17 protein-coding genes are annotated in these 17,309 nt (G+C 68.6%); 12 read left to right on the top strand and 5 right to left on the bottom strand.

The window, feature by feature from the left end; genetic code table 11:
• Positions 1–1,071 (top strand): acyl-CoA dehydrogenase family protein, encoded by a 1,071-nt coding sequence (locus QSK05_RS08570; protein WP_285595757.1) that lies wholly within the window; start codon positions 1–3, stop codon positions 1,069–1,071.
• A gap of 91 nt (positions 1,072–1,162) precedes the next feature.
• Here the strand turns inward: QSK05_RS08570 and QSK05_RS08565 are convergent, their stop codons facing one another.
• The 5 genes from QSK05_RS08565 to QSK05_RS08545 all read right to left on the bottom strand — a co-directional run bounded on the left by QSK05_RS08565 (position 1,163) and on the right by QSK05_RS08545 (position 7,222).
• Positions 1,163–1,876 (bottom strand): response regulator, encoded by a 714-nt coding sequence (locus QSK05_RS08565; protein WP_285595755.1) that lies wholly within the window; start codon positions 1,874–1,876, stop codon positions 1,163–1,165.
• 69 nt (positions 1,877–1,945) lie between these two features.
• On the bottom strand, positions 1,946–2,101 hold the full coding sequence (locus tag QSK05_RS08560; RefSeq protein ID WP_285595753.1) for a hypothetical protein: 156 nt from the start codon (positions 2,099–2,101) through the stop codon (positions 1,946–1,948).
• Positions 2,102–2,223: 122 nt separating this feature from the next.
• Positions 2,224–5,208, bottom strand: a complete 2,985-nt coding sequence (locus QSK05_RS08555) for an AfsR/SARP family transcriptional regulator (protein WP_285595751.1) — start codon at positions 5,206–5,208, stop codon at positions 2,224–2,226.
• A 227-nt stretch (positions 5,209–5,435) separates the two neighbouring features.
• A complete protein-coding gene (locus QSK05_RS08550) occupies positions 5,436–6,014 on the bottom strand; it encodes a DUF1062 domain-containing protein (protein ID WP_285595749.1) in 579 nt (192 codons plus the stop codon).
• Positions 6,011–7,222 carry an ATP-grasp domain-containing protein gene (locus QSK05_RS08545; RefSeq protein ID WP_285595747.1) on the bottom strand — a complete coding sequence of 404 codons (1,212 nt, stop codon included), beginning with the start codon at positions 7,220–7,222 and terminating at the stop codon, positions 6,011–6,013. The genes QSK05_RS08550 and QSK05_RS08545 overlap by 4 nt, the downstream gene beginning before the upstream one ends.
• A gap of 221 nt (positions 7,223–7,443) precedes the next feature.
• On the opposite strand from QSK05_RS08545, the gene QSK05_RS08540 reads away from it, so the two are divergent.
• From QSK05_RS08540 to QSK05_RS08490, 11 genes are all read left to right on the top strand, one after another.
• Positions 7,444–7,623 carry a hypothetical protein gene (locus tag QSK05_RS08540; RefSeq protein ID WP_285595745.1) on the top strand — a complete coding sequence of 60 codons (180 nt, stop codon included), beginning with the start codon at positions 7,444–7,446 and terminating at the stop codon, positions 7,621–7,623.
• A gap of 40 nt (positions 7,624–7,663) precedes the next feature.
• Positions 7,664–8,689, top strand: a complete 1,026-nt coding sequence (gene argC / locus QSK05_RS08535; protein WP_285595743.1) for an N-acetyl-gamma-glutamyl-phosphate reductase — start codon at positions 7,664–7,666, stop codon at positions 8,687–8,689.
• A 22-nt stretch (positions 8,690–8,711) separates the two neighbouring features.
• Positions 8,712–9,563 (top strand): [LysW]-aminoadipate kinase, encoded by an 852-nt coding sequence (locus QSK05_RS08530; RefSeq protein WP_285595741.1) that lies wholly within the window; start codon positions 8,712–8,714, stop codon positions 9,561–9,563.
• A 2-nt stretch (positions 9,564–9,565) separates the two neighbouring features.
• Positions 9,566–10,837, top strand: a complete 1,272-nt coding sequence (locus QSK05_RS08525; protein ID WP_285595740.1) for an ATP-grasp domain-containing protein — start codon at positions 9,566–9,568, stop codon at positions 10,835–10,837.
• Between the two features lie 93 nt (positions 10,838–10,930).
• Complete coding sequence (locus QSK05_RS08520; protein ID WP_285595738.1) at positions 10,931–12,175, top strand: MFS transporter; 1,245 nt, start codon at positions 10,931–10,933, stop codon at positions 12,173–12,175.
• 95 nt (positions 12,176–12,270) lie between these two features.
• Positions 12,271–13,044, top strand: coding sequence for an SDR family NAD(P)-dependent oxidoreductase (locus tag QSK05_RS08515; RefSeq protein ID WP_285595736.1), 774 nt, complete (start codon positions 12,271–12,273; stop codon positions 13,042–13,044).
• A 26-nt stretch (positions 13,045–13,070) separates the two neighbouring features.
• Positions 13,071–14,003 (top strand): LipP1 family hormone-sensitive lipase, encoded by a 933-nt coding sequence (lipP1, locus tag QSK05_RS08510; RefSeq protein ID WP_285595734.1) that lies wholly within the window; start codon positions 13,071–13,073, stop codon positions 14,001–14,003.
• Entirely contained in the window at positions 14,000–14,923 is a 924-nt protein-coding gene (locus QSK05_RS08505; protein WP_285595732.1) for a beta-ketoacyl-[acyl-carrier-protein] synthase family protein, read from the top strand. Before lipP1 ends, QSK05_RS08505 begins: the two co-directional genes overlap by 4 nt.
• 13 nt (positions 14,924–14,936) lie before the next feature.
• Positions 14,937–15,194: an acyl carrier protein gene (locus tag QSK05_RS08500; protein ID WP_285595730.1), complete on the top strand. Its 258-nt coding sequence runs from the start codon at positions 14,937–14,939 to the stop codon at positions 15,192–15,194.
• 162 nt (positions 15,195–15,356) lie between these two features.
• Positions 15,357–16,037, top strand: a complete 681-nt coding sequence (locus QSK05_RS08495; RefSeq protein WP_285595728.1) for a 2OG-Fe dioxygenase family protein — start codon at positions 15,357–15,359, stop codon at positions 16,035–16,037.
• Positions 16,038–16,142: 105 nt separating this feature from the next.
• Complete coding sequence (locus QSK05_RS08490) at positions 16,143–17,294, top strand: acyl-CoA dehydrogenase family protein (protein ID WP_285595726.1); 1,152 nt, start codon at positions 16,143–16,145, stop codon at positions 17,292–17,294.
• Positions 17,295–17,309 lie beyond the last annotated feature (15 nt).

Here is a 17,309-nt window from a genome sequence, read left to right as displayed (position 1 = left end):
GTGATTCCCACCCCTGATCCACTTTTCGTTCAGCTGGGGAAGAGCCTGCGGGCCGGTCTGGCCGGTCTTCCCGCGGTCGGCGGACTGCACGGGGCGCCGGTGGACGACGGCGCCCACAGTGCGGCCGGGACGGTGATCGAAGGGCTGGACGCGGCCGCTCTCGAGCGGCCGGTCACCTCTGGCGGCCTCGACCTCGGCCTGACGGCCGGGGTTCTGGTCAGCGAGGAACTCGGTCGCGCGGCCCGGGGAAACCCCTACCGGGCCATGGCCTTGGCGGCCGACGCCGGTGTCCCGGCCGACTCGGCCGACTCGGCCGGGCACGCGTCAGCCGGTCTGGAGGCGCTGCCGGCCGGGAGCGGGGTCACTGCGACGGCGCGGGCCGGGGGCTGGGAACTGAACGGTGCGGTCACGGTGGACGACGTGGACGCGGGAACGTTTCTGGTGGCCACGCGCACGGGGGGCCAGGGGGTGCTGGTCGCTCTCCCACGGAGGACCCCTGGCATCGTGGTGGAGAATTCCTGCTGGCCTCCGGTCGCCCGGTTCGCGGCGGCCCCGTTCACCGCGGCGGACGTGGTCGCGCGCCTGGACGACTCCCCGGCCGGCCCGCTCACCCGGGCGCGCCTGCGGCAGGCCGGCTACCTCCTCGGGATCGCCGACGGTGCGCATCGGACTGCGGTGGAGTACACCGGTTTCCGGCGTCAGTCGGGAAGCCGCCTGCGTGATCTGACCGCCGTCTCGTTCCCGCTGGCACGAGCGATGGTGACGCTACGCGCGACCCGGGCGGCCGTGTACCGAGGTGCGTGGCTGGTCGACTCCGCGCCGGAGGCCGTGGGTACCGCACCGATCACGGCGCTGGCGATGGCCGCCGAGGCCGCGCGCGACGTGGTGCGGGTCAGCATGCAGAGCTGCGGGGTGCGCGCGATGACGGCAGAGCTGGATCTGCACCGGTACTTCCGGCTGGCCGTGGCCGAGTCGGCCCGGTACGGCGATCCCGCCGCGCTGTGGCGTACGGCCGGTGCCGATCTGTACCGTCGGGTGGAGCTGCGGGCCCTGGAGCAGGCCCGGTCCTGAGGACGGTTCGTCGGCGGCGGCCGGAACGGTGTTCCCGTACCGGCCGCCTCCTCGTCCTACGGGGAACCGCACGGAGGGCGCGGAGGCGAGGTCAGCTCGCTCTGGGTCTGCTCGCTGCGAACTCCCGCTCGTTCCCGTGGGCCCGGCCGGCCGAGTGGATGAGCCCGGTCCGGTAGGCCAGGGAGACCAGCTCGGCCCGGTCCCGGACACCGAGCTTGGTGCGCACCCGGTAAAGGTGGGTCCGGACGGTGGCCTCACCGATGATCAGCTCGCGGGCGACCTCGTCGGTGGACATCCCCTGTGCCACCATCTTGGTCACTTCCCTTTCCCGGGGTGTCAGTTCGGTCATCTCGGTGAACTTGACGACCTCCTGGGGGAGGGGCTGCTCGCGGAACCAGGTGACCAGGCGGCGCGCGATGCTCGGGGCGAGCATGGTCTGCCCGGCGGCCGCCGCGTGGATCGCGGTGACCAGCTCCTGCGCACTCGCGTCCTTGCCGAGCAGGCAGCTCGCACCGGCGTGCAGCACGTCGCTCACCACCTGGTCGGCGTCGGAAGCGGTGAAGACGACGACCTGCGGCGGGTTTTCCTCGCTACCCAGCCGACGGATCACCTCGAGGCCGGGAATGGCCTCGAGCTGCAGATCGGTGACCACGACATCGGGTTGCAGGGTGCGCACCAGAATGATGGCTTCCATGCCGTTGGGCGTCGTTCCCACCACATCGATGTCCGGCACCGCCTCCAGGAGGGTCTTGAGACCGTCCGCGATAACGGGTACCAGATCACAGATGAGCACTCGAATAGTCATGCTGTTCCCCTCGAATTGCGGCGTCTCTCAGCAAGGACGCGTTCCGGACCGGCGGGCGACGTGCCTGGATCAGCCGTTGCCGTTGTTGTCGAGAATTCCGTTGCCGTTGTTGTCGAGCGTTCCCGCGGAGGCCGCAGAGGTGATCGGTGTGCTGGGGGTCGTCGCGTATCCGCCCAGCAGGGCAGCGAGGGCAACGACGGGAGCGGCGGTCGCGAGGAGGCGCATGATGTTCCTTTTTCCGGAGGAGTCTTCTTCGACACCGCTGATACTTCCGATCAGCCTTCCCGGCGCGTTCCCCTCTGGACACCGGCCGGATCCCTCTTCGGGGGAAAGCCTCCGACCAGGACTTATCTACCGTTCTGAGACACCTTCATGAGGTCGAAGAGCTCATCGGCCCGGAGGCGGTGCTGCTCGGCCGTCTCCAGATCCCCCTGCGCCTGTTCCGTACGGGCCAGACCCCACAGCGCGCAGGCCTCGTCGTACCGCAACTCCATCCGGCAGGCGATCTCGTGCGCCAGGAGCTGCTGCGCCCGCGCCGTGTCGAGGTCGCCCTGGGCATACATCACCCGTCCGGCCGCGAGATGCACGACGGCCCGATGGATGTCGCCGGTGCTCTTGGCGGCCTTGTCGAGGGCCTGGCCGGCTGTGTCCGCGGCCTCGTCGAGCTTCCCCAGACGGGTCAGCGCGTCGGCCCGGCGGGCGAGGACGAGCGGCAGCACGGAGGGCATGCTCATCCGCCGGCACCGCTCCAGCGCCGCGTCGGCCCAGACCAGCGCCTCCTCGAAGCGGCCCAGCCCTTCGACCGCCTGGGAGAGATTGCTCAACGCGTCGACGGAGAGCTGGATCTCCTCGAGCGTGTCGAAGATGGCCACCGCCCGCCCGGCGGACTCCTCGGCCTCCTCGTAGCGGGCCAACCGCACCTGGATCAGGCTCAGCGTGCTCAGCGACGAGCCCTCGAGCCGGGGGAACCCGAGCTCCTGGGCCCGCGCGTTGGCCTCCTGGCACAGGTCCAGCCCGCGTTCCAGCTCGCCCATGCTGTTGCACGCCTGTCCCAGCCGGGCCCGGCACTCGGCCTCGCTGTGCCGGTCCTGCATCTCCAGGGCCAGGTCGACGGCCTCCTCCAGCCGCACGACCGCGTCGCGCAGCTCACCCAGCCGCCACCGGCCCATGGCCAGATTCATCAGGTTCAGCCGGGTCAGGGACTTGTCCCCGAGCTGCCGCGACGCGCTGACCCCCTTCTCCAGGGCCGCGTTCGCGAGCACGTCGTAGCCGCGGATGCTGGAGTGGAAACCGACCTCACGCGGCAGCCGGGCGGCGTGCCACAGCAGTCCCCGGTCGTAGGCGGTGTCCACCGCGGCGAGCAGGCTGTCGCGGTGCTGGTCCAGCCACTGCAGTGCGGTGTCCTTGTGGTCGAGATCGTCGGTGCCCCGGCCGCTTCCCTCGCGCCGTCCGAAGGTGCGCCGTCCGGGAAACAGGGTGTCGCAGCTGCGTTCGGCCGCGATCAGGTAGTGGTCCAGCAGGCGTTCCACCGCCAGCCCGTCGTCGTCCGCCTTCTCGTCCTGGGAGACCCGCTGCACGAAGCTGCGGACCAGGTCGTGCATCCGGTAGAGCCCGGAGTCGGTGGCCTCCAGCAGACGCACGTCGACCAGTTCGTCCAGGTCGTTCTCAGCCGTGAGACTGTCCACGTCCAGCAGCGCGGCGGCCTCGTCGATGTCGAGGTGCCGTCCGGGGTGGAATCCCAGGGTGCGGAAGACTTTCTGCTGCTCGGGCGGCATGGCCTGGTACGACAGCAGCAGCGCGCCCGCGACTCCTCGGCCCTCACTGGTGAGCTCGTCCAGGCGCCGGTCGTGGTGCCGCAACCGTTCGACCAGTTTCTGGATGGTCCAGTGCGGACGGTTGGCCAGCCGGGCCGCTGCGATCCGGACCGCCAGGGGCAGCCCGCCACACAGGCGCAGCAGTTCGGCGGCGGCGTCCGGTTCCCTCGCGATGCGATCGGGATCAAGGGTGCTGCGCAGGAGCTGATGGCTGTCCGGCTCCGCGAGAGCACCCACGGAATGCCACTCGACCCCGTCCAGTCCGGTCAGCCGGGAACGGCTGGTGACCAGGACCAGCGTGTCCGACGAGGCCGGGATCAGGGCCCGCACCTGCTCGGAGGCCGAGGCGTTGTCGAGGACGAGCAGCATGCGCCGTCCTCGCATGTAGGACTGCCAGCGGGCGGCCCGGCCGGCCGGCAGGATGAGGATCTCGTCGCTGGCGATACCCGCCGCAGCGAGCAGGTCGCCTTGCGCCTGGAATGCGCTGAGGGGCTTCTGACCTGCGGTGAAGCCGTGCAGGTCGATGAAGAGACTGCCGTCCGGGTAGTCCTGGGCCAGGTGGTGGGCGGCGTGGACCGCCAGGGCGGTCTTACCGCCGCCGCCCATACCGTCGAGCGCCAGGACCGTGGGCCTGGTCTTCGGGCCGCGGTCGGCCGCCTGGTGGATCCACTGCAGTTCGGCGGTACGGCCTGAGAAATCGGGCACGTCGAACGGCAACGTGTACGGCGCCTCGTCGGTCTGGTCGGGCACCGCAGGCGTGCGTGGCGGGCGGCGGGTGCGGGGCTCGGAGCGTTCCGGCCGGCTCAGGGACGGATCCTGGCGCAGCATCCGATCGTGCAGGTCGATCAGCCCGGATCCCGGGTCGATACCCAGCTCGTCCGCGAGATGGCCACGGGCCCGGGCGAACTCGTCGAGTGCGGCGGCCTGCTGCCCGGACTGGTAGAGCGCGAGCATCAGCTGGTGGCGCAGGGTCTCCCGCAGCGGATTCTCATCGACCAGGGCGCGGAGTTCGCCGGTGACCTCGGTCGCCTCGCCCGAGGCGATGCGTAACTCGTACAACTGCTCGGCGGCGCTGAGCCGCTGCTCCTCCAGAACGGTCGAGGCGGCATCGACCACATGACCACCGGAGCCGGCCAGCACCGGTCCTCGCCACAGCGCCAGGGCCTCGCGCAACTGCGCGACGGCTTGCTGCGACTCCCCGCCGTTCAGCGACTCCCGGGCCTGCCGCAGCAGTTTCTGGTAGCGCAGCAGGTCGAGCTGCTCGGCGTCGACGACGGCGCGGTACCCTGGGCCGTCGGTGACGATGATGTCGCGACCGTGCGGGAGCCGACTGCGCAGCTTGGCCACCGCCTTGCGCACCTGGTGCTCGGCGCTGTCCGGTGGTTCCTCGTTCCAGACAGCCGTCACCAGCCGGGAGACCGGCACGACCCGGCCGGTCTCCAGGAGAAGCATCACCAGAACACGCTGCTGCAGTGCGCCCTTGAAGGACTCCAGAACGTTGCCGAGGTGGACTTCCAAAGATCCCAGGATGAAGAATCCGGGACGAGGATCTAGGTTGTTAGCGCTGTTCGGCGATGTCGCGGGCCCCACTCATTCCCCCTGCCTACTGCCGAGACAAGGCAGACCGACCACGCGATCTGTCTCGTCCCGCGCCGACGTTCGTCCCCCTGAAGTCAGTGCTACCGCAGAGTGTACTCAAGAGTTCAAGTCTGCAGAATCTCTTCACAGCAGGCCGGGGGAGGGGATCAGTCGCTCAGCACCGAGGCCGTGGTGAACTCGAAAGTGCTGCGGATCTTGGTACCGAGCTCGCCGGACAGCTCGATCACCCGGGTGTCCAGCAGTTCCTCAGCCTTGTTCCGGGATATGCGCAGGCCCGCGGCGATCAGCCGGGCGGGACGCAGCGGGATCGGGTCGGCGAACGTGACGCGGAAGGTGCCGGGATGCTGCCAGGAGGCATCCGGATCGGTGACGACCTCCCACGAGTTGCCCCAGTCGAGGGCGAAGTGGTTCCGGTGGGCGGTCGCCGGGTCGAGCAGCACCTGCGCGATCAGGTCGGGATCGTTGTTCTCGAACCGGACGAGCAGGTGGTGGGCGATCGTGGCGGACCGTTCGATGACGGTCACCTTCGAGGTGCGTTCGCAACCGGTGCAGTGCAGCAGCAGCCACACGTCCAGCAACTTGGCGCTGGCGTTGACCCGGAACTTGCCCGAGGCCTGCGCCGTCCGGCTCCGGCAGTCCGGGCAGCGCCGCCGGACCAGGGGAAGCCGGGTGCGGCGGATCTCCCAGGTCGCCGCGATCGGCGGGCTCATCGTCCCGGCGCTCATCGTCGGTCCTCCGTCCCCGGGGCGACGATGCGGTAGTCGACCGAGGCCAGCACGTCGGCCGCCCGGGCCCGCAACTCGTCCACCGAATCGGCGGTCATGGCGAACCGCAGGAAGTAGTTCTCCTTCTCCATGTCGGTGGCCTGGTACCCGTCGACGACGTCCGCGTCGATCACGAAGGGGAATGACCGCAGGTCGTCGGCCGTCGTGCTGATCTCGACCCGGCCGATCTCGTCGGCCTCCACGTCGACCCAGCCGAGCATCGCCCCCTGGTGCCGAGGCCGGGCCGGCCCCAGCGTGAACTCACCCAGCAACATGGCCAGGACCGCCTCCATCGCATCGATGCCGGTCGCCTCCCGGATCGCCGTGTAGTACATGCCTCCGCCGAACCGGGGGTTGATCTCCACCAGCTCGGTCCTGCCGTCTGCGTTCGACCGGCCTTCGACGTGTAGCCAGACGGAGTCCAGCCGCAGGTGGGTGCACAGTGCGCTGAGGCTGTCGCGCAGGGCGCTCACACCGGCCCGGACGTGCTCGTCCTGGGGCGGGTGGATCCGCAGACCGGCGTCGTGGTGCCGGATCTCGTCGTGGTCGGGCTTCTCGACCGCCAGCACCGGATGGAAGATCCCGTCGACGACCGGCCCGTCCAGGGAGAACTCGGTACCGGGCAGGTACTCCTCGAAGATCAGGTCGGTGCCGGCGAGATCGCGCTCGGCCAGGAGGCGCTGGTAGGCCAGCAGATCGTTGTGGTCGTGCAGCAGCCGCACCAGCCACGAGGCCGATGAGCCGCTGGCGGGCTTGACGATCGCCGGGAAGAAGTCGACCTCCGCCGGATCGCTGCAGAAGCGCACGGTGGACAGCCCGAGTGTCCGCATCTGTTCACGCACCAGCGTCTTGCTGGCCAGCGACGTGAGGCCGCCACCGGCCCCGGGGAGGCCGTAGTGGGCGCTCAGCTCCTGCTGCCAGTGAATGAGCGGCTCCACCAGGTTGACGACGGCGACGGGGACGATCCCGCGCTGGTCGAGCCGGGAGATCAGGGTGGACACGTCCTCGGTGGCCCAGTCCATCAGGACGTGGTCGTCGCACAGATGGCGCCAGCGGTGGTCGGGCAGTTCGGAGACCAAGACCGACCGCAGACCGCGGGCCCGTAACTGCGCGGCGGCGAGAACCACACCGCCGGCACCCCATTGGGAAAGGACAACAACGGGTTTCATGCTGGAACCTCCAGCTCGGGGACTTCGGGGAGAACAGGGAACGTGAATTTCAGCCAGGCTCGCACGCGCGGAAATTGGCCCGGGTAATCGGGACGATGACTTCTCGCCGGGAAAGTAAGCCCTCCGTCGAGTCCTGCTTGAACTTGTCGCGGACGTACCCGAACTCGCTGCCACGTAGCGTCTTTCTCGATGAGGCGGACCAAGCGGAAGGAATTTCCCCGATGACCATGACCACCCTGCAGGCCTGTCCCGAGTGCGAGGACGAGGTCCGGATCAGTCAGTCGGTGCGGCTCAACGAGATCATCGACTGTGCCGGTTGCCGCAGTGAACTGGAGATCGTGGCCCTGGCCCCGACCGTGCTCGCCCTGGCGCCCGAGGTCGAAGAGGACTGGGGAGAGTAATGATTGAGCACGAGCAGCTGAATCTCCCGGGCGGCCGGTAGTGGCCCGGGTAGCGGTGGTCGGCGCGGCCGGCTACATCGGTGGTGAACTGCTGCGTCTGCTGCTCGGCCATCCCGAGGTCGAGGCGGTGAGCGCGGTGTCGTCCCGGTTCGCCGGCAAACGGGTCGACGGCGTGCACCCGAACCTGCGCTCGGTCACCGACCAGACGTTCTGCTCGGCCGACGAGGTGAGCGACTGCGACACGGTGTTCCTGTCGCTGCCGCACCGCTCGGCCATGACCCAGATCGACACCTGGGCCGGCCGGGCGAAGCAGGTCATCGACCTCACGGGTGACTTCCGGCTGGACGACCCCGGAGTCTTCGAGCAGTACTACGGGACATCGCACGTCGCCCCGCATCTGCTCGGCGACTTCGTACCGGGGATCCCGGAGCTTCACCGAGAACGCCTGCGCGGTGCCGACCGGGTCAGTATGCCCGGTTGCATGGCGATGGCGGGCATCCTGGCGTTGCACCCCCTCGCGGTGCGGGGACTGGTCGAGCGGTCGGCCCGGTTCGACGCCCGGACCGGTTCCAGCGGTTCCGGGGCCACCGCGGGGGAAGGCAACCTGCACGCCGAACGTAGTGGTGCGATGCGGGTCTTCGCTCCGACCGGGCATCGGCACGAGGCCGAGATCGCCCGGCACACGGGCATCCCGACGATGATGACGGCGACCGGGGTGGAGGCGGTGCGGGGCGTTCAGACGATCGGTCACGTCACCCTGTGCCCCGGTGTGGACCTCTCGGCGGTGCGCCGGGCCTTCCGGGAGAGCTATCAGGACGAGCCGTTCGTGCGCCTGGTCGCTCACCGGCGGGGCACCTTCCGGTATCCGGAGCCGAAGATCCTTCTGGGATCGAACTTCTGCGACGTCGGATTTGCCCACGACGAGAAGACCGGGCGGTTGGTCGTCATCGCGGCACTGGACAACCTGATGAAGGGAGGCGCGGGAAACGCGGTCCAGTGCATGAATATCCGGATGGGTCGGCCCGAGAACCTCGGCCTCACCTTTCCCGGCCTGCATCCCATCTGATTTCGGTGAACTGGAGAAGACCGTGACCACCAGACCGTTGACGGTGATCAAGTGCGGTGGCAACCCGGCCGTCGACATCGCCGGCGTCTGTGCCGACGTCGCCCGGCTCGTGGCCCAGGGGCACTCGATCCTCCTGGTTCACGGGGGATCGGGGGAAATTGCGCGTCTGGCCGAAAAACTCGACGTACCCCAACGCACTCTCGTCGCTCCGGACCAGGTGTCCACCCGGTACACCGACCCGGCCACGCTGGAGGTGGTCGTGCTGGCCCTGGCCGGATCGGTCAAGCCGGGGATCGTCGCGGAACTCTCCCGCCGGGGGGTTGCGGCCGTGGGCCTCACCGGCCTGGACGGGGGCATGCTGCAGGCCCGTCGCAAGACCGCCGTGCGGGCCGTGGTGGACGGCCGGACGACCGTGGTGCGGGACAACCTCAGTGGGCGGCTCGGTGAGGTACGCACCGAACTGGTGCAGACTCTCCTGGCGGCCGGCTTCGTGCCGGTGGTCTCGCCACCGGCGATCGACGAGAGTGGACGTCCGGTGAACGTCGACGCCGACCGCGCGGCGGCGGCTCTCGCGGCGGCCCTGCGGGCAGACCGCCTGGTGCTCCTGACCGGGGCACCGGGCCTGCTCGCAGACCCCGGCGACGAGACCAGCCTGCTGAGTGCCTACGAAGTGCCACCCAGCGGCGCTCCCGGTGGCGCCGTCGGTGGTGGTATGGCGCTCAAACTTGTTGCGGCGCGCGAGGCTCTGGCCGGTGGGGTCGCCTGCGTCCAGATCGCGGACGGGCGGGTGCCCCATCCGGTCGGCCGGGCGCTGGCCGGTTCCGGAACCACGGTGGCGATCAGGGATCGCTCCCACGACGAAGAAGGTGGCTGAGGATGCCGACCAGTACTCATGGACGAAGGCAGCGGGTGGCGTTCGTCGACGCTCTCTCCCTGGGGCGGCTCATGCTGCCCGCGGTGCAACGGCTCGGTCTTGAGGCCGTCCACGTGCAGTCTCCGAGCCCTGATGTCTTCATGGCCAAATTACCTTTTCCCGAAGGGTTTTTTGCCAACATCAGGCATCATGGCGACCTTGCCGCCACGGTGTCGCAGCTGCGCGGGCTCGATGTCGGGTGGGTGATCGCCGGCGGTGAGTCGGGTGTGGAGCTGGCTGATCGGCTCTCCGCGGAGCTCGGTACCCCCGGCAACGGCACGGCCCGCACGACGGCGCGCCGGAACAAGTACGAGATGGTCCTGGCCCTGCGGGAGTCCGGACGCAGGCACGCGGACACCATGGTCTCTTCCGACGCCGACGAGATCGTCGGGTGGGCGGAGCGGACCGCCGGGTACCCGGTCGTCCTGAAACCGGTGTCCAGCGCCGGTACCGACAACGTGGTGGCCTGTTCGTCCGGGGAGCAGGTCCGGGCCGTCCACCGGAAGATCATGGCCGGGACCGATCGCTACGCCCGCCCCAACACCGAGGTCCTCGCCCAGGAGTTCCTCGACGGGGACGAGTATTTCGTCAACACCGTGAGTCGTGAGGGGCGGCACCACACCACCGAGATCTGGCGGTACTACAAGAACCGGCTGGCCGGCGGGAACATCATCTACGACTACAACGAGATGCTGGCACCGGAGGATCCGGTGGCCGGTGAACTGGACTCCTACGTCCGGGAGGTGCTCGACGCCCTCGGCATCCGGCACTGGGCCGCCCACACCGAGGTCATGATGACCGCCCGGGGGCCGGTGCTCGTGGAGTGTGCCGCGCGGGTGGGCGGGGGGCAGATCCCGGAGATCAGTAACCGCTGCTTCGGGACCAACCAGATCGATCTCCTCGCCCTGTCGGTGGCGGACCCGGCCGCTCTCGAACGCCTGCCGGACATCGCCTATCGGGTGAATCAGCACCTGCGCTATGTGCATCTGGTCAATCCGCACGAACTGGGTACGGCTCCGGACGACGAGAAATTGGCTGTGGTGCGCGAACTTCCGTCGTTCGCCGAGGCCCGGATGGCGCACCCGGCAGGCGAGCCCCTGGCCCGCACCATCGACGTCGCCACCCAACCGGGTTACGTCATCCTGATTTCCGACGATCCGGATCAGATCGAGGCTGATTACCGCACGCTGCGGCGGCTCGAGCAGGACCACCTCTACGCCGGCGTCACGCGGTGATCGCCACGGCGAAATGCCGGTTTGATACCGCTTCGGAATGAGGAGAGAATTCGCGCCTCCGGCTCTACGCCGGGAGTTCCGAGACTAGGAGCCATGTTGTCCAGAAGTGCAGTCCGACCGGACGTCGGCGAACCTCGATTCCGGGACACCCTCCGGGGTCTGCCGAACCGGGTCTGGGTCATCAGCCTCGGTGGGCTGATCCTCCAGATCGGTACCTTCCTGCCGGTGTTCCTCGTGCTCTACCTGACCCAGCGCGGCTTTTCCGCCGGGACCGCCGGGTTGGTGCTCGGCGTGGCCGGGCTGAGCCGAGTGCTCGGCAACGTCCTGGGCGGGTACCTCACCGACACCATCGGCTGGCGCCGGTCCATCCTGCTGTCCGTTCTCGCCACCTCGGCCCTGACGGCGATCGTGCCGTTTCTCGGCTGGCTACCCGCCATCCTGATCGTGATCGCCCTGATGGGTGTGATTTCGCAGATCTACCGGCCGGCCATGGCGGCGGTGGTGATCGACGCGGTGAAGAACCCGCAGCAACGGCTCGCCGCCTTCGGGGTGCTGCGGTTCGCCCAGAACATCGGCTCCGCCGTGGGAGGTGTCCTGGGCGGTGTGGTGGCCACCATCTCCTACGTCGGGCTGTTCCTCGCCGAGGCGGGCACACTTCTGGTGTTCGGCGTCATCGTCGCGATCCTGCTGCGCCGCTCGCCCGAGCCGGCGGTCGAGGCGAAGACCGCGCAGAAAGACGAAGAACCGCAGGGCGGGACCACCACCGGGTATCGCCAGGTGCTCGCCGACCGGACTCTGCGGCAATTCCTGCTGATGACCGTGTTCGCGATGTTCGTCTACATCCAGACCACGGTCGGACTTCCCCTGCACGTCACCGAGATCAACTTGGACGAGAGCGACTTCGGCCTTCTGATGGGTCTCAACGGGTTGCTCGTGGTGCTGCTGGAACTGCCTCTCATCAGTGTGGTCTCCCGGTACAAGCCGCAGAACGTGCTGGCTGTCGGGAACGTCTTCACCGGTGTCGGGCTCACCCTGACCGGCTTCACCTCCGGTCTGGCCCTGCTCGCGGTGACGGTGCTCATCTGGACGTTCGGCGAGATGCTCTACTCCTCCGTCGCCCAGGCCCATCTGGCCAGTCTGACCCCGCCCGGGATGGTGGGGCGGTACCAGGGGCTGTACGGCGCCGCCTACACGGTCGGCACCGGGGCCGGCCCCGTCATCGGGGGTGCCCTGTACGCGCTGGCACCCGAAGCCCTGTGGGCCCTGACGGGGGTACTGGGACTGCTGAGCGTCTTTCTCTGCCTGCGCCTGCAGGCGCCTGCTCTCACCGCGGACTGAGGCCCACCCGGTCCGCGGGGTCACCCCCGGGTCCGTCCGGAATCTCGTTCGGACCCGGTCATCCACGATGTCCACATCAACCCGAGGAGAAGACTGTGAGTGACTTCAACGGACTGGTTGCGATCGTCACCGGCGGAGCGGGGGCGATCGGCCTCGCCACCGCAGAACTGCTCAGGGACCGTGGCGCCCAGGTCGTCGCCTTCGACATCAAGCCCGACGGCCTGCCCGGCGACATTCTCGGCATCGAGGTTGATGTCACCGACGACGCCCAGGTCAAGGCCGCGGTCGACTCCGTGGTCGAGCGGTTCGGCCGGCTCGACGTGGTGGTGAACAATGTCGGGATCGCAGCGGTCGGCAACGTCACCGAGAACAGCGACGAGGAATGGCTCGGCACGCTGAACACGAACGTGGTGAGCATGGTGCGGGTCGCCCGGCACGCGGTACCGCACCTGCGCCGGTCGCCGGCTGCCGCGATCGTCAACACCAGCTCGATCGTGGCCTGGGCCGGCCTGGAGCGGCGGGTTCTGTACTCGGCCAGCAAGGGCGCGATCTCCGCCCTGACGCAGGCCATGGCGGCGGACCACGTCCGCGAGGGCATCCGCGTCAACGCCGTCGCTCCCGGTGCCGTCGACTCGCCCTGGGTGAACGGGCAGCTCAGCCGCACGCCGGATCCGGAGTCGGCCCGGGCGGCCATGAACGCGACCCTGCCGATCGACCGTCTGGTGGCGGCCGCCGAGGTGGCGGGGGCCATCGCCTACCTGGCGAGCCCGTTGTCCGGGGCCACGGTGGGCACCGTGCTGGCCGTGGACGGCGGGATTCACGGTCTCCGGATGCGTCCGGCGACTCAGAAGCACCTCATCGGCCGATGAGCGTCCGGACGAACAGGAGGCCTCCCGTGCCGCTCGATCCGATCGTGGCGGGAGTTCGGGAGTACCGGGTGGCCACCGGTTTCACGCCGCTCTACACGATGACGGTGGACGAGGCCCGGCGCTCGGACCGCGAGACCGAGGCCACCACCTGGGACTGGCACCGGCAACCGGACCAGGTGTTCGAGCTGGAGATCGAGGGACCGGCCGGCCCGCAGCCGATCCGGGTCTACCGGCCCGACAGTGAAGGTCCGCTCCCGGTGCTGGTGTACTTCTTCGGTGGCGGCTGGGTCGTCGGCTCCCTGGACACCTCGGACGCGATCTGCCGGGCGCTGTCCACCCTGGTGCCCTGCGTGATCGTCTCGGCCGGGTACCGACTGGCTCCCGAGCACCCGTTCCCGGCGGCCGTCGACGACTGCTACGCCGCGGTGCAGTGGGTGGCGCAGCACGGGGCCGAGATCGGCGCCGACGTCGAACGTATCGGTGTGGTCGGGGACAGTTCCGGCGGGAACCTGGCCGCGGCCATGACCCTGATGGCCAGAGACGCTGACGGGCCCCGGATCTGCGCCCAGGCACTGGTCTATCCACCGATGAGCAACGACGCCGACACCGAGTCCATGCGGGAGCACAACGACCCGATGTTCTTCAACGCGACGTCTTCCGGGTGGTTCTGGAGCCGGTACCTCGCGGATCCGGCCGACGGCGAGTCCCCCCTCGCCTCACCCCTCAAGGCGGCCGATCACAGCGGGCTTCCGCCGGCCCTCGTGATCACCGCGGAGTACTGTCCCCTGGCGGACGAGGGCGACGCCTACGCCGATGCGCTCGCCCGGGCCGGTGTCCCGGTGGAGCATCACCGGTACCCGGATCTGCCCCACGGATTCGTGGCCATGTCCGCGATTCTCGGGACGGCGAGGGACGCCCTGGGCGAGATCGCCGAGTTCCTGCGCCGGCGGCTGGAGTGAGCATCACGCTGTGCGCACCCCGGTACGTACTCGGCGAGATCCTCACGGACCACGCGGAACTGAAGGGATTCTCCGACGTCGTCGAGGATCGGGGCATGGTGCCCGACCCGGACCTGTGGGGGTGGGGCGCCGTGCACCGGACCGCACTCGACACGGCCACCCTCGCTGTCCGGGCCGGGCGCCTGACCCTGGACGCTGCCGGCGTCGGACCCGGTGACATCGACGCCGTCGTGCTGTGCTCCAGCACTTTTCCCGCCGATGTCGCGGACCACGGCGAGCTGGTCCGGTCACTGCTCCAGGGCCTGCGTCTCGGGCCGGTCCCGGTCACCGGGGTCACGCTCAACCGGTGTGCGAACCTGTTGACCGGACTGCAACTGGCGGCCGGCACGTTAGCGGCCCGGCGACATCGCCGGGTGCTGGTGATCACCACCGACCGGGTGACCGTCGAGTCCGACCGGATCGCTGATTTCGCGCTGTTCAGCGACGGTGCGGCCAGTTGCCTGATGACGAGGGAGCCGTCGGCCACCCCGGAGTCCTACGTCTGGGTGGGTGACGCCCAGGCGCAGGATCCGGCGGCGCTCGGGGGCAGCCACGAGATCAGCGCCGACCTGGCCCGGATCGCCGACCGGAAGGCGCTCGCCCAGGCCGGTATCGGCCTCGACACCATCGACGCTCTGATGCACAACAACATCTTTCTTCCCATTGTCACGATCAAGGAGCTGCAGGCCGGATTCGATCCGTCGCAACTGGACACCTCGAACATCACCCGCGTCGGTCACTGCTTCGCCGCGGACCCCCTGATCAACCTCGCGGATCGCTGGTCGGCCGGCGGTGTCCGCCCGGGTGGGCACTACCTGCTGGCCTCGAGTGTGCCCGGGCTGAGGGCGTCCTGCCTGCTGCGTGCCGTCGACCACTCCTGAAGGAGGCAACACCATGCTGAGCACCAGTGAAACCCTGCCGTGGCTGCGGACCCTGGTCCGGGAGACCCTGCAGGTGCCGGAGTCCGAGGAGATCGATCGGCGCACACTGACCGAGCTCGGCCTCGGCTCGCTGCAGGCGGTCGCGCTGCAGTTCCGCATCCTGCGGGAGACGTCGGTCCGGATCGAGATGGGCGCTCTGGTGGGCGGTCATCGTCTGGTGGAGGTCGCTGAACTGATTGATGCGAATCGTTCTGCAGTACAGCATAATTAGCCAACGAGGGTAATCGACGCACGCAGCGGTCATTGGAAAACCCCAACACTATGAGTCATTCAGGATGCACTCTCCACTGACGCACATGGTTCGCTTGGTGCGTAACGTCATTCGAGAGGCGACGGACAGTTCGCCTCATCGGGTAGAGGGAGGACCGGAACCATGGGTGAACCGAAGTACCTGCTGGGAAATGTTCGCGACTACCTGGCCTGGGACGACAACGACTGGGACAAGTTCAGCCGGTTCTGGGAGAACCTGCCCCGCGACCAGCACATGGCAGACGGCGGAACCTACCGTCGCCGCAAGTACACCACGATCTCGTACCACCTCGACGACAAGACCATCGAGGTGCTCGATCAGGACGGGTTCCTGCAGAGCAAGGAGATCAACAAGCTGAACGGCGGTGTCACACGTCGTTTCGAGCCGATCGACCAGGCGTTGCTGGACACCGCCACCTTCCGCCGGCTGGTGGAGCATTTCAGCAACCACATCGCGGAGACCGGCGACGCGCAGGACTCTGCCACCCGGGTGCGGCAGATCAACATCCACCAGCACCGCATCGTCGCGACCCGGGGAGAGTCGGGAAACCCCACTCCGGAAGGAATTCATCGCGACGGGGTGGCCCACATCGTGATGATGATGGTGGAGCGGGAGAACGTCTCCGGCGGTGTCAGTACGATCTACGACAACGACCAGACGCCAATCATGAGCCAGACGCTCACCCGGCCAGGCGATTTCATTTACCTGGACGACGCCACCTGCATGCATTCCGCATCACCGGTGGAGGCTGTCGCGGCGTATGCGGAAGGGCACCGCGACATGTTCTTTCTGGAATTCTGCTGACCTGGACGATCTCGTGGGCCCGGGGCCCGGCGGTGCGCGTCGGGCTCTGAGCCACACGGACGACCCATGTCAGATCCTGGGTCGATCTTTCGAGTGAGGATCACGATGAGTCTCTCAGAAGTATTCGACCCCGGCGTTCTCGCGATACCGATGTTCGACGACGTCCATCGTACTCTGGCCGGTGAGATCGGGCAATGGTGCGGTGATCGGGAGCCGGTACTGCGAAGCCCGGACATCGCCGATCCGGCTGCGGCCGGCCGGGCGATGCTCGCCGAGATCGGCCGGGCGGGATGGCTGAGCCATCTCGACCCGGATCGACCCGGCTCCGACTTCCGATCGGTGTGCCTGCGTCGGCAGGCGCTGGCCTATCACGCGGACCTGGCCGACTTCGCCTACGCCATTCAAGAACTCACCGCCGATGCGATCATCCGGCACGGCACCGCACAGCAGTGTGGCCGGTACCTGCCGGGCCTGGCCTCCGGGGCCGCGGCGGGGGCCATGGCACTCTCTGAACCCGGTGCGGGTTCCGATCTCTCCGCCTGCATACTTGAGGCGGCCCCCGCCGGTGAGGGATTCGTCCTCAACGGAACCAAGTCGTGGATCGCCCAGGGCGATATTGCCGATGTGTGTGTGGTTCTGGCCCGGACCGGGGACGGGCCCGGACCGCTGGGGCTGACCACCTTTCTCGTCGACACCACCACGGCCGGCTTCAAGGCCGACCCGGTGGGCGCGATCGCACCCCGGTCGTGGGCCGAGCTCACGTTCACGAACGTCGTGGTGGGGCCGGAAGCCGTGCTCGGTGAACGGGGGCAGGGTCTGGTGGTCGCCCTGGACGTGCTCGAACGGGCCCGCGCGAGCGTTGCCGCCGCGGCAGTGGGCTTCGCCCGACGGGCTTTCCACCTCGCGCTGGGACACGCTCGTACCCGAAAGGCGTACGGAGGCAAGCTGTCAGACCTTCAGCTGGTCAGGTCTTCGCTCGCCGGTATGGAGGTCAAGCTCTCGGCCGCCGCCCTGCTGACCGCACGCGCCTCCTGGGCGGTGGACACCGGACGCGACCATGCCACGCAGTCCTCGATCGCCAAGCTCTACGCCAGCGAGGCGGCCGGCGAGATCGTGGACGCCGCCCTCCAGATCTTCGGAGCCGCAGGACTCGTCGCGGGAAGTCCGATGGAACTGCTGTACCGACAGATTCGTTCGCTGCGGATCTATGAGGGGTCGTCCGAGGTGATCGAGATGACGATCGCCGATGCCCTGTGAACCATCGCTGATCCC

Origin of the sequence: Kineosporia sp. NBRC 101731 (assembly GCF_030269305.1) — a bacterium.
Classification (GTDB): Bacteria; Actinomycetota; Actinomycetes; order Actinomycetales; family Kineosporiaceae; genus Kineosporia.
The sequence above is the reverse complement of the archived record's forward strand: the minus strand, read 5'-3'. Positions and strand labels throughout refer to the sequence as shown.

Coding starts and splice junctions, on each gene's coding strand:
- QSK05_RS08520 (WP_285595738.1), top strand. CDS start 10,931: ATGTTGTCCAGAAGTGCAGTCCGACCGGACGTCGGCGAACCTCGATTC.
- QSK05_RS08550 (WP_285595749.1), bottom strand. CDS start 6,014: ATGAGCGCCGGGACGATGAGCCCGCCGATCGCGGCGACCTGGGAGATC.
- QSK05_RS08540 (WP_285595745.1), top strand. CDS start 7,444: ATGACCATGACCACCCTGCAGGCCTGTCCCGAGTGCGAGGACGAGGTC.
- QSK05_RS08545 (WP_285595747.1), bottom strand. CDS start 7,222: ATGAAACCCGTTGTTGTCCTTTCCCAATGGGGTGCCGGCGGTGTGGTT.
- QSK05_RS08495 (WP_285595728.1), top strand. CDS start 15,357: ATGGGTGAACCGAAGTACCTGCTGGGAAATGTTCGCGACTACCTGGCC.
- QSK05_RS08500 (WP_285595730.1), top strand. CDS start 14,937: ATGCTGAGCACCAGTGAAACCCTGCCGTGGCTGCGGACCCTGGTCCGG.
- QSK05_RS08490 (WP_285595726.1), top strand. CDS start 16,143: ATGAGTCTCTCAGAAGTATTCGACCCCGGCGTTCTCGCGATACCGATG.
- QSK05_RS08525 (WP_285595740.1), top strand. CDS start 9,566: ATGCCGACCAGTACTCATGGACGAAGGCAGCGGGTGGCGTTCGTCGAC.
- QSK05_RS08560 (WP_285595753.1), bottom strand. CDS start 2,101: ATGCGCCTCCTCGCGACCGCCGCTCCCGTCGTTGCCCTCGCTGCCCTG.
- QSK05_RS08565 (WP_285595755.1), bottom strand. CDS start 1,876: ATGACTATTCGAGTGCTCATCTGTGATCTGGTACCCGTTATCGCGGAC.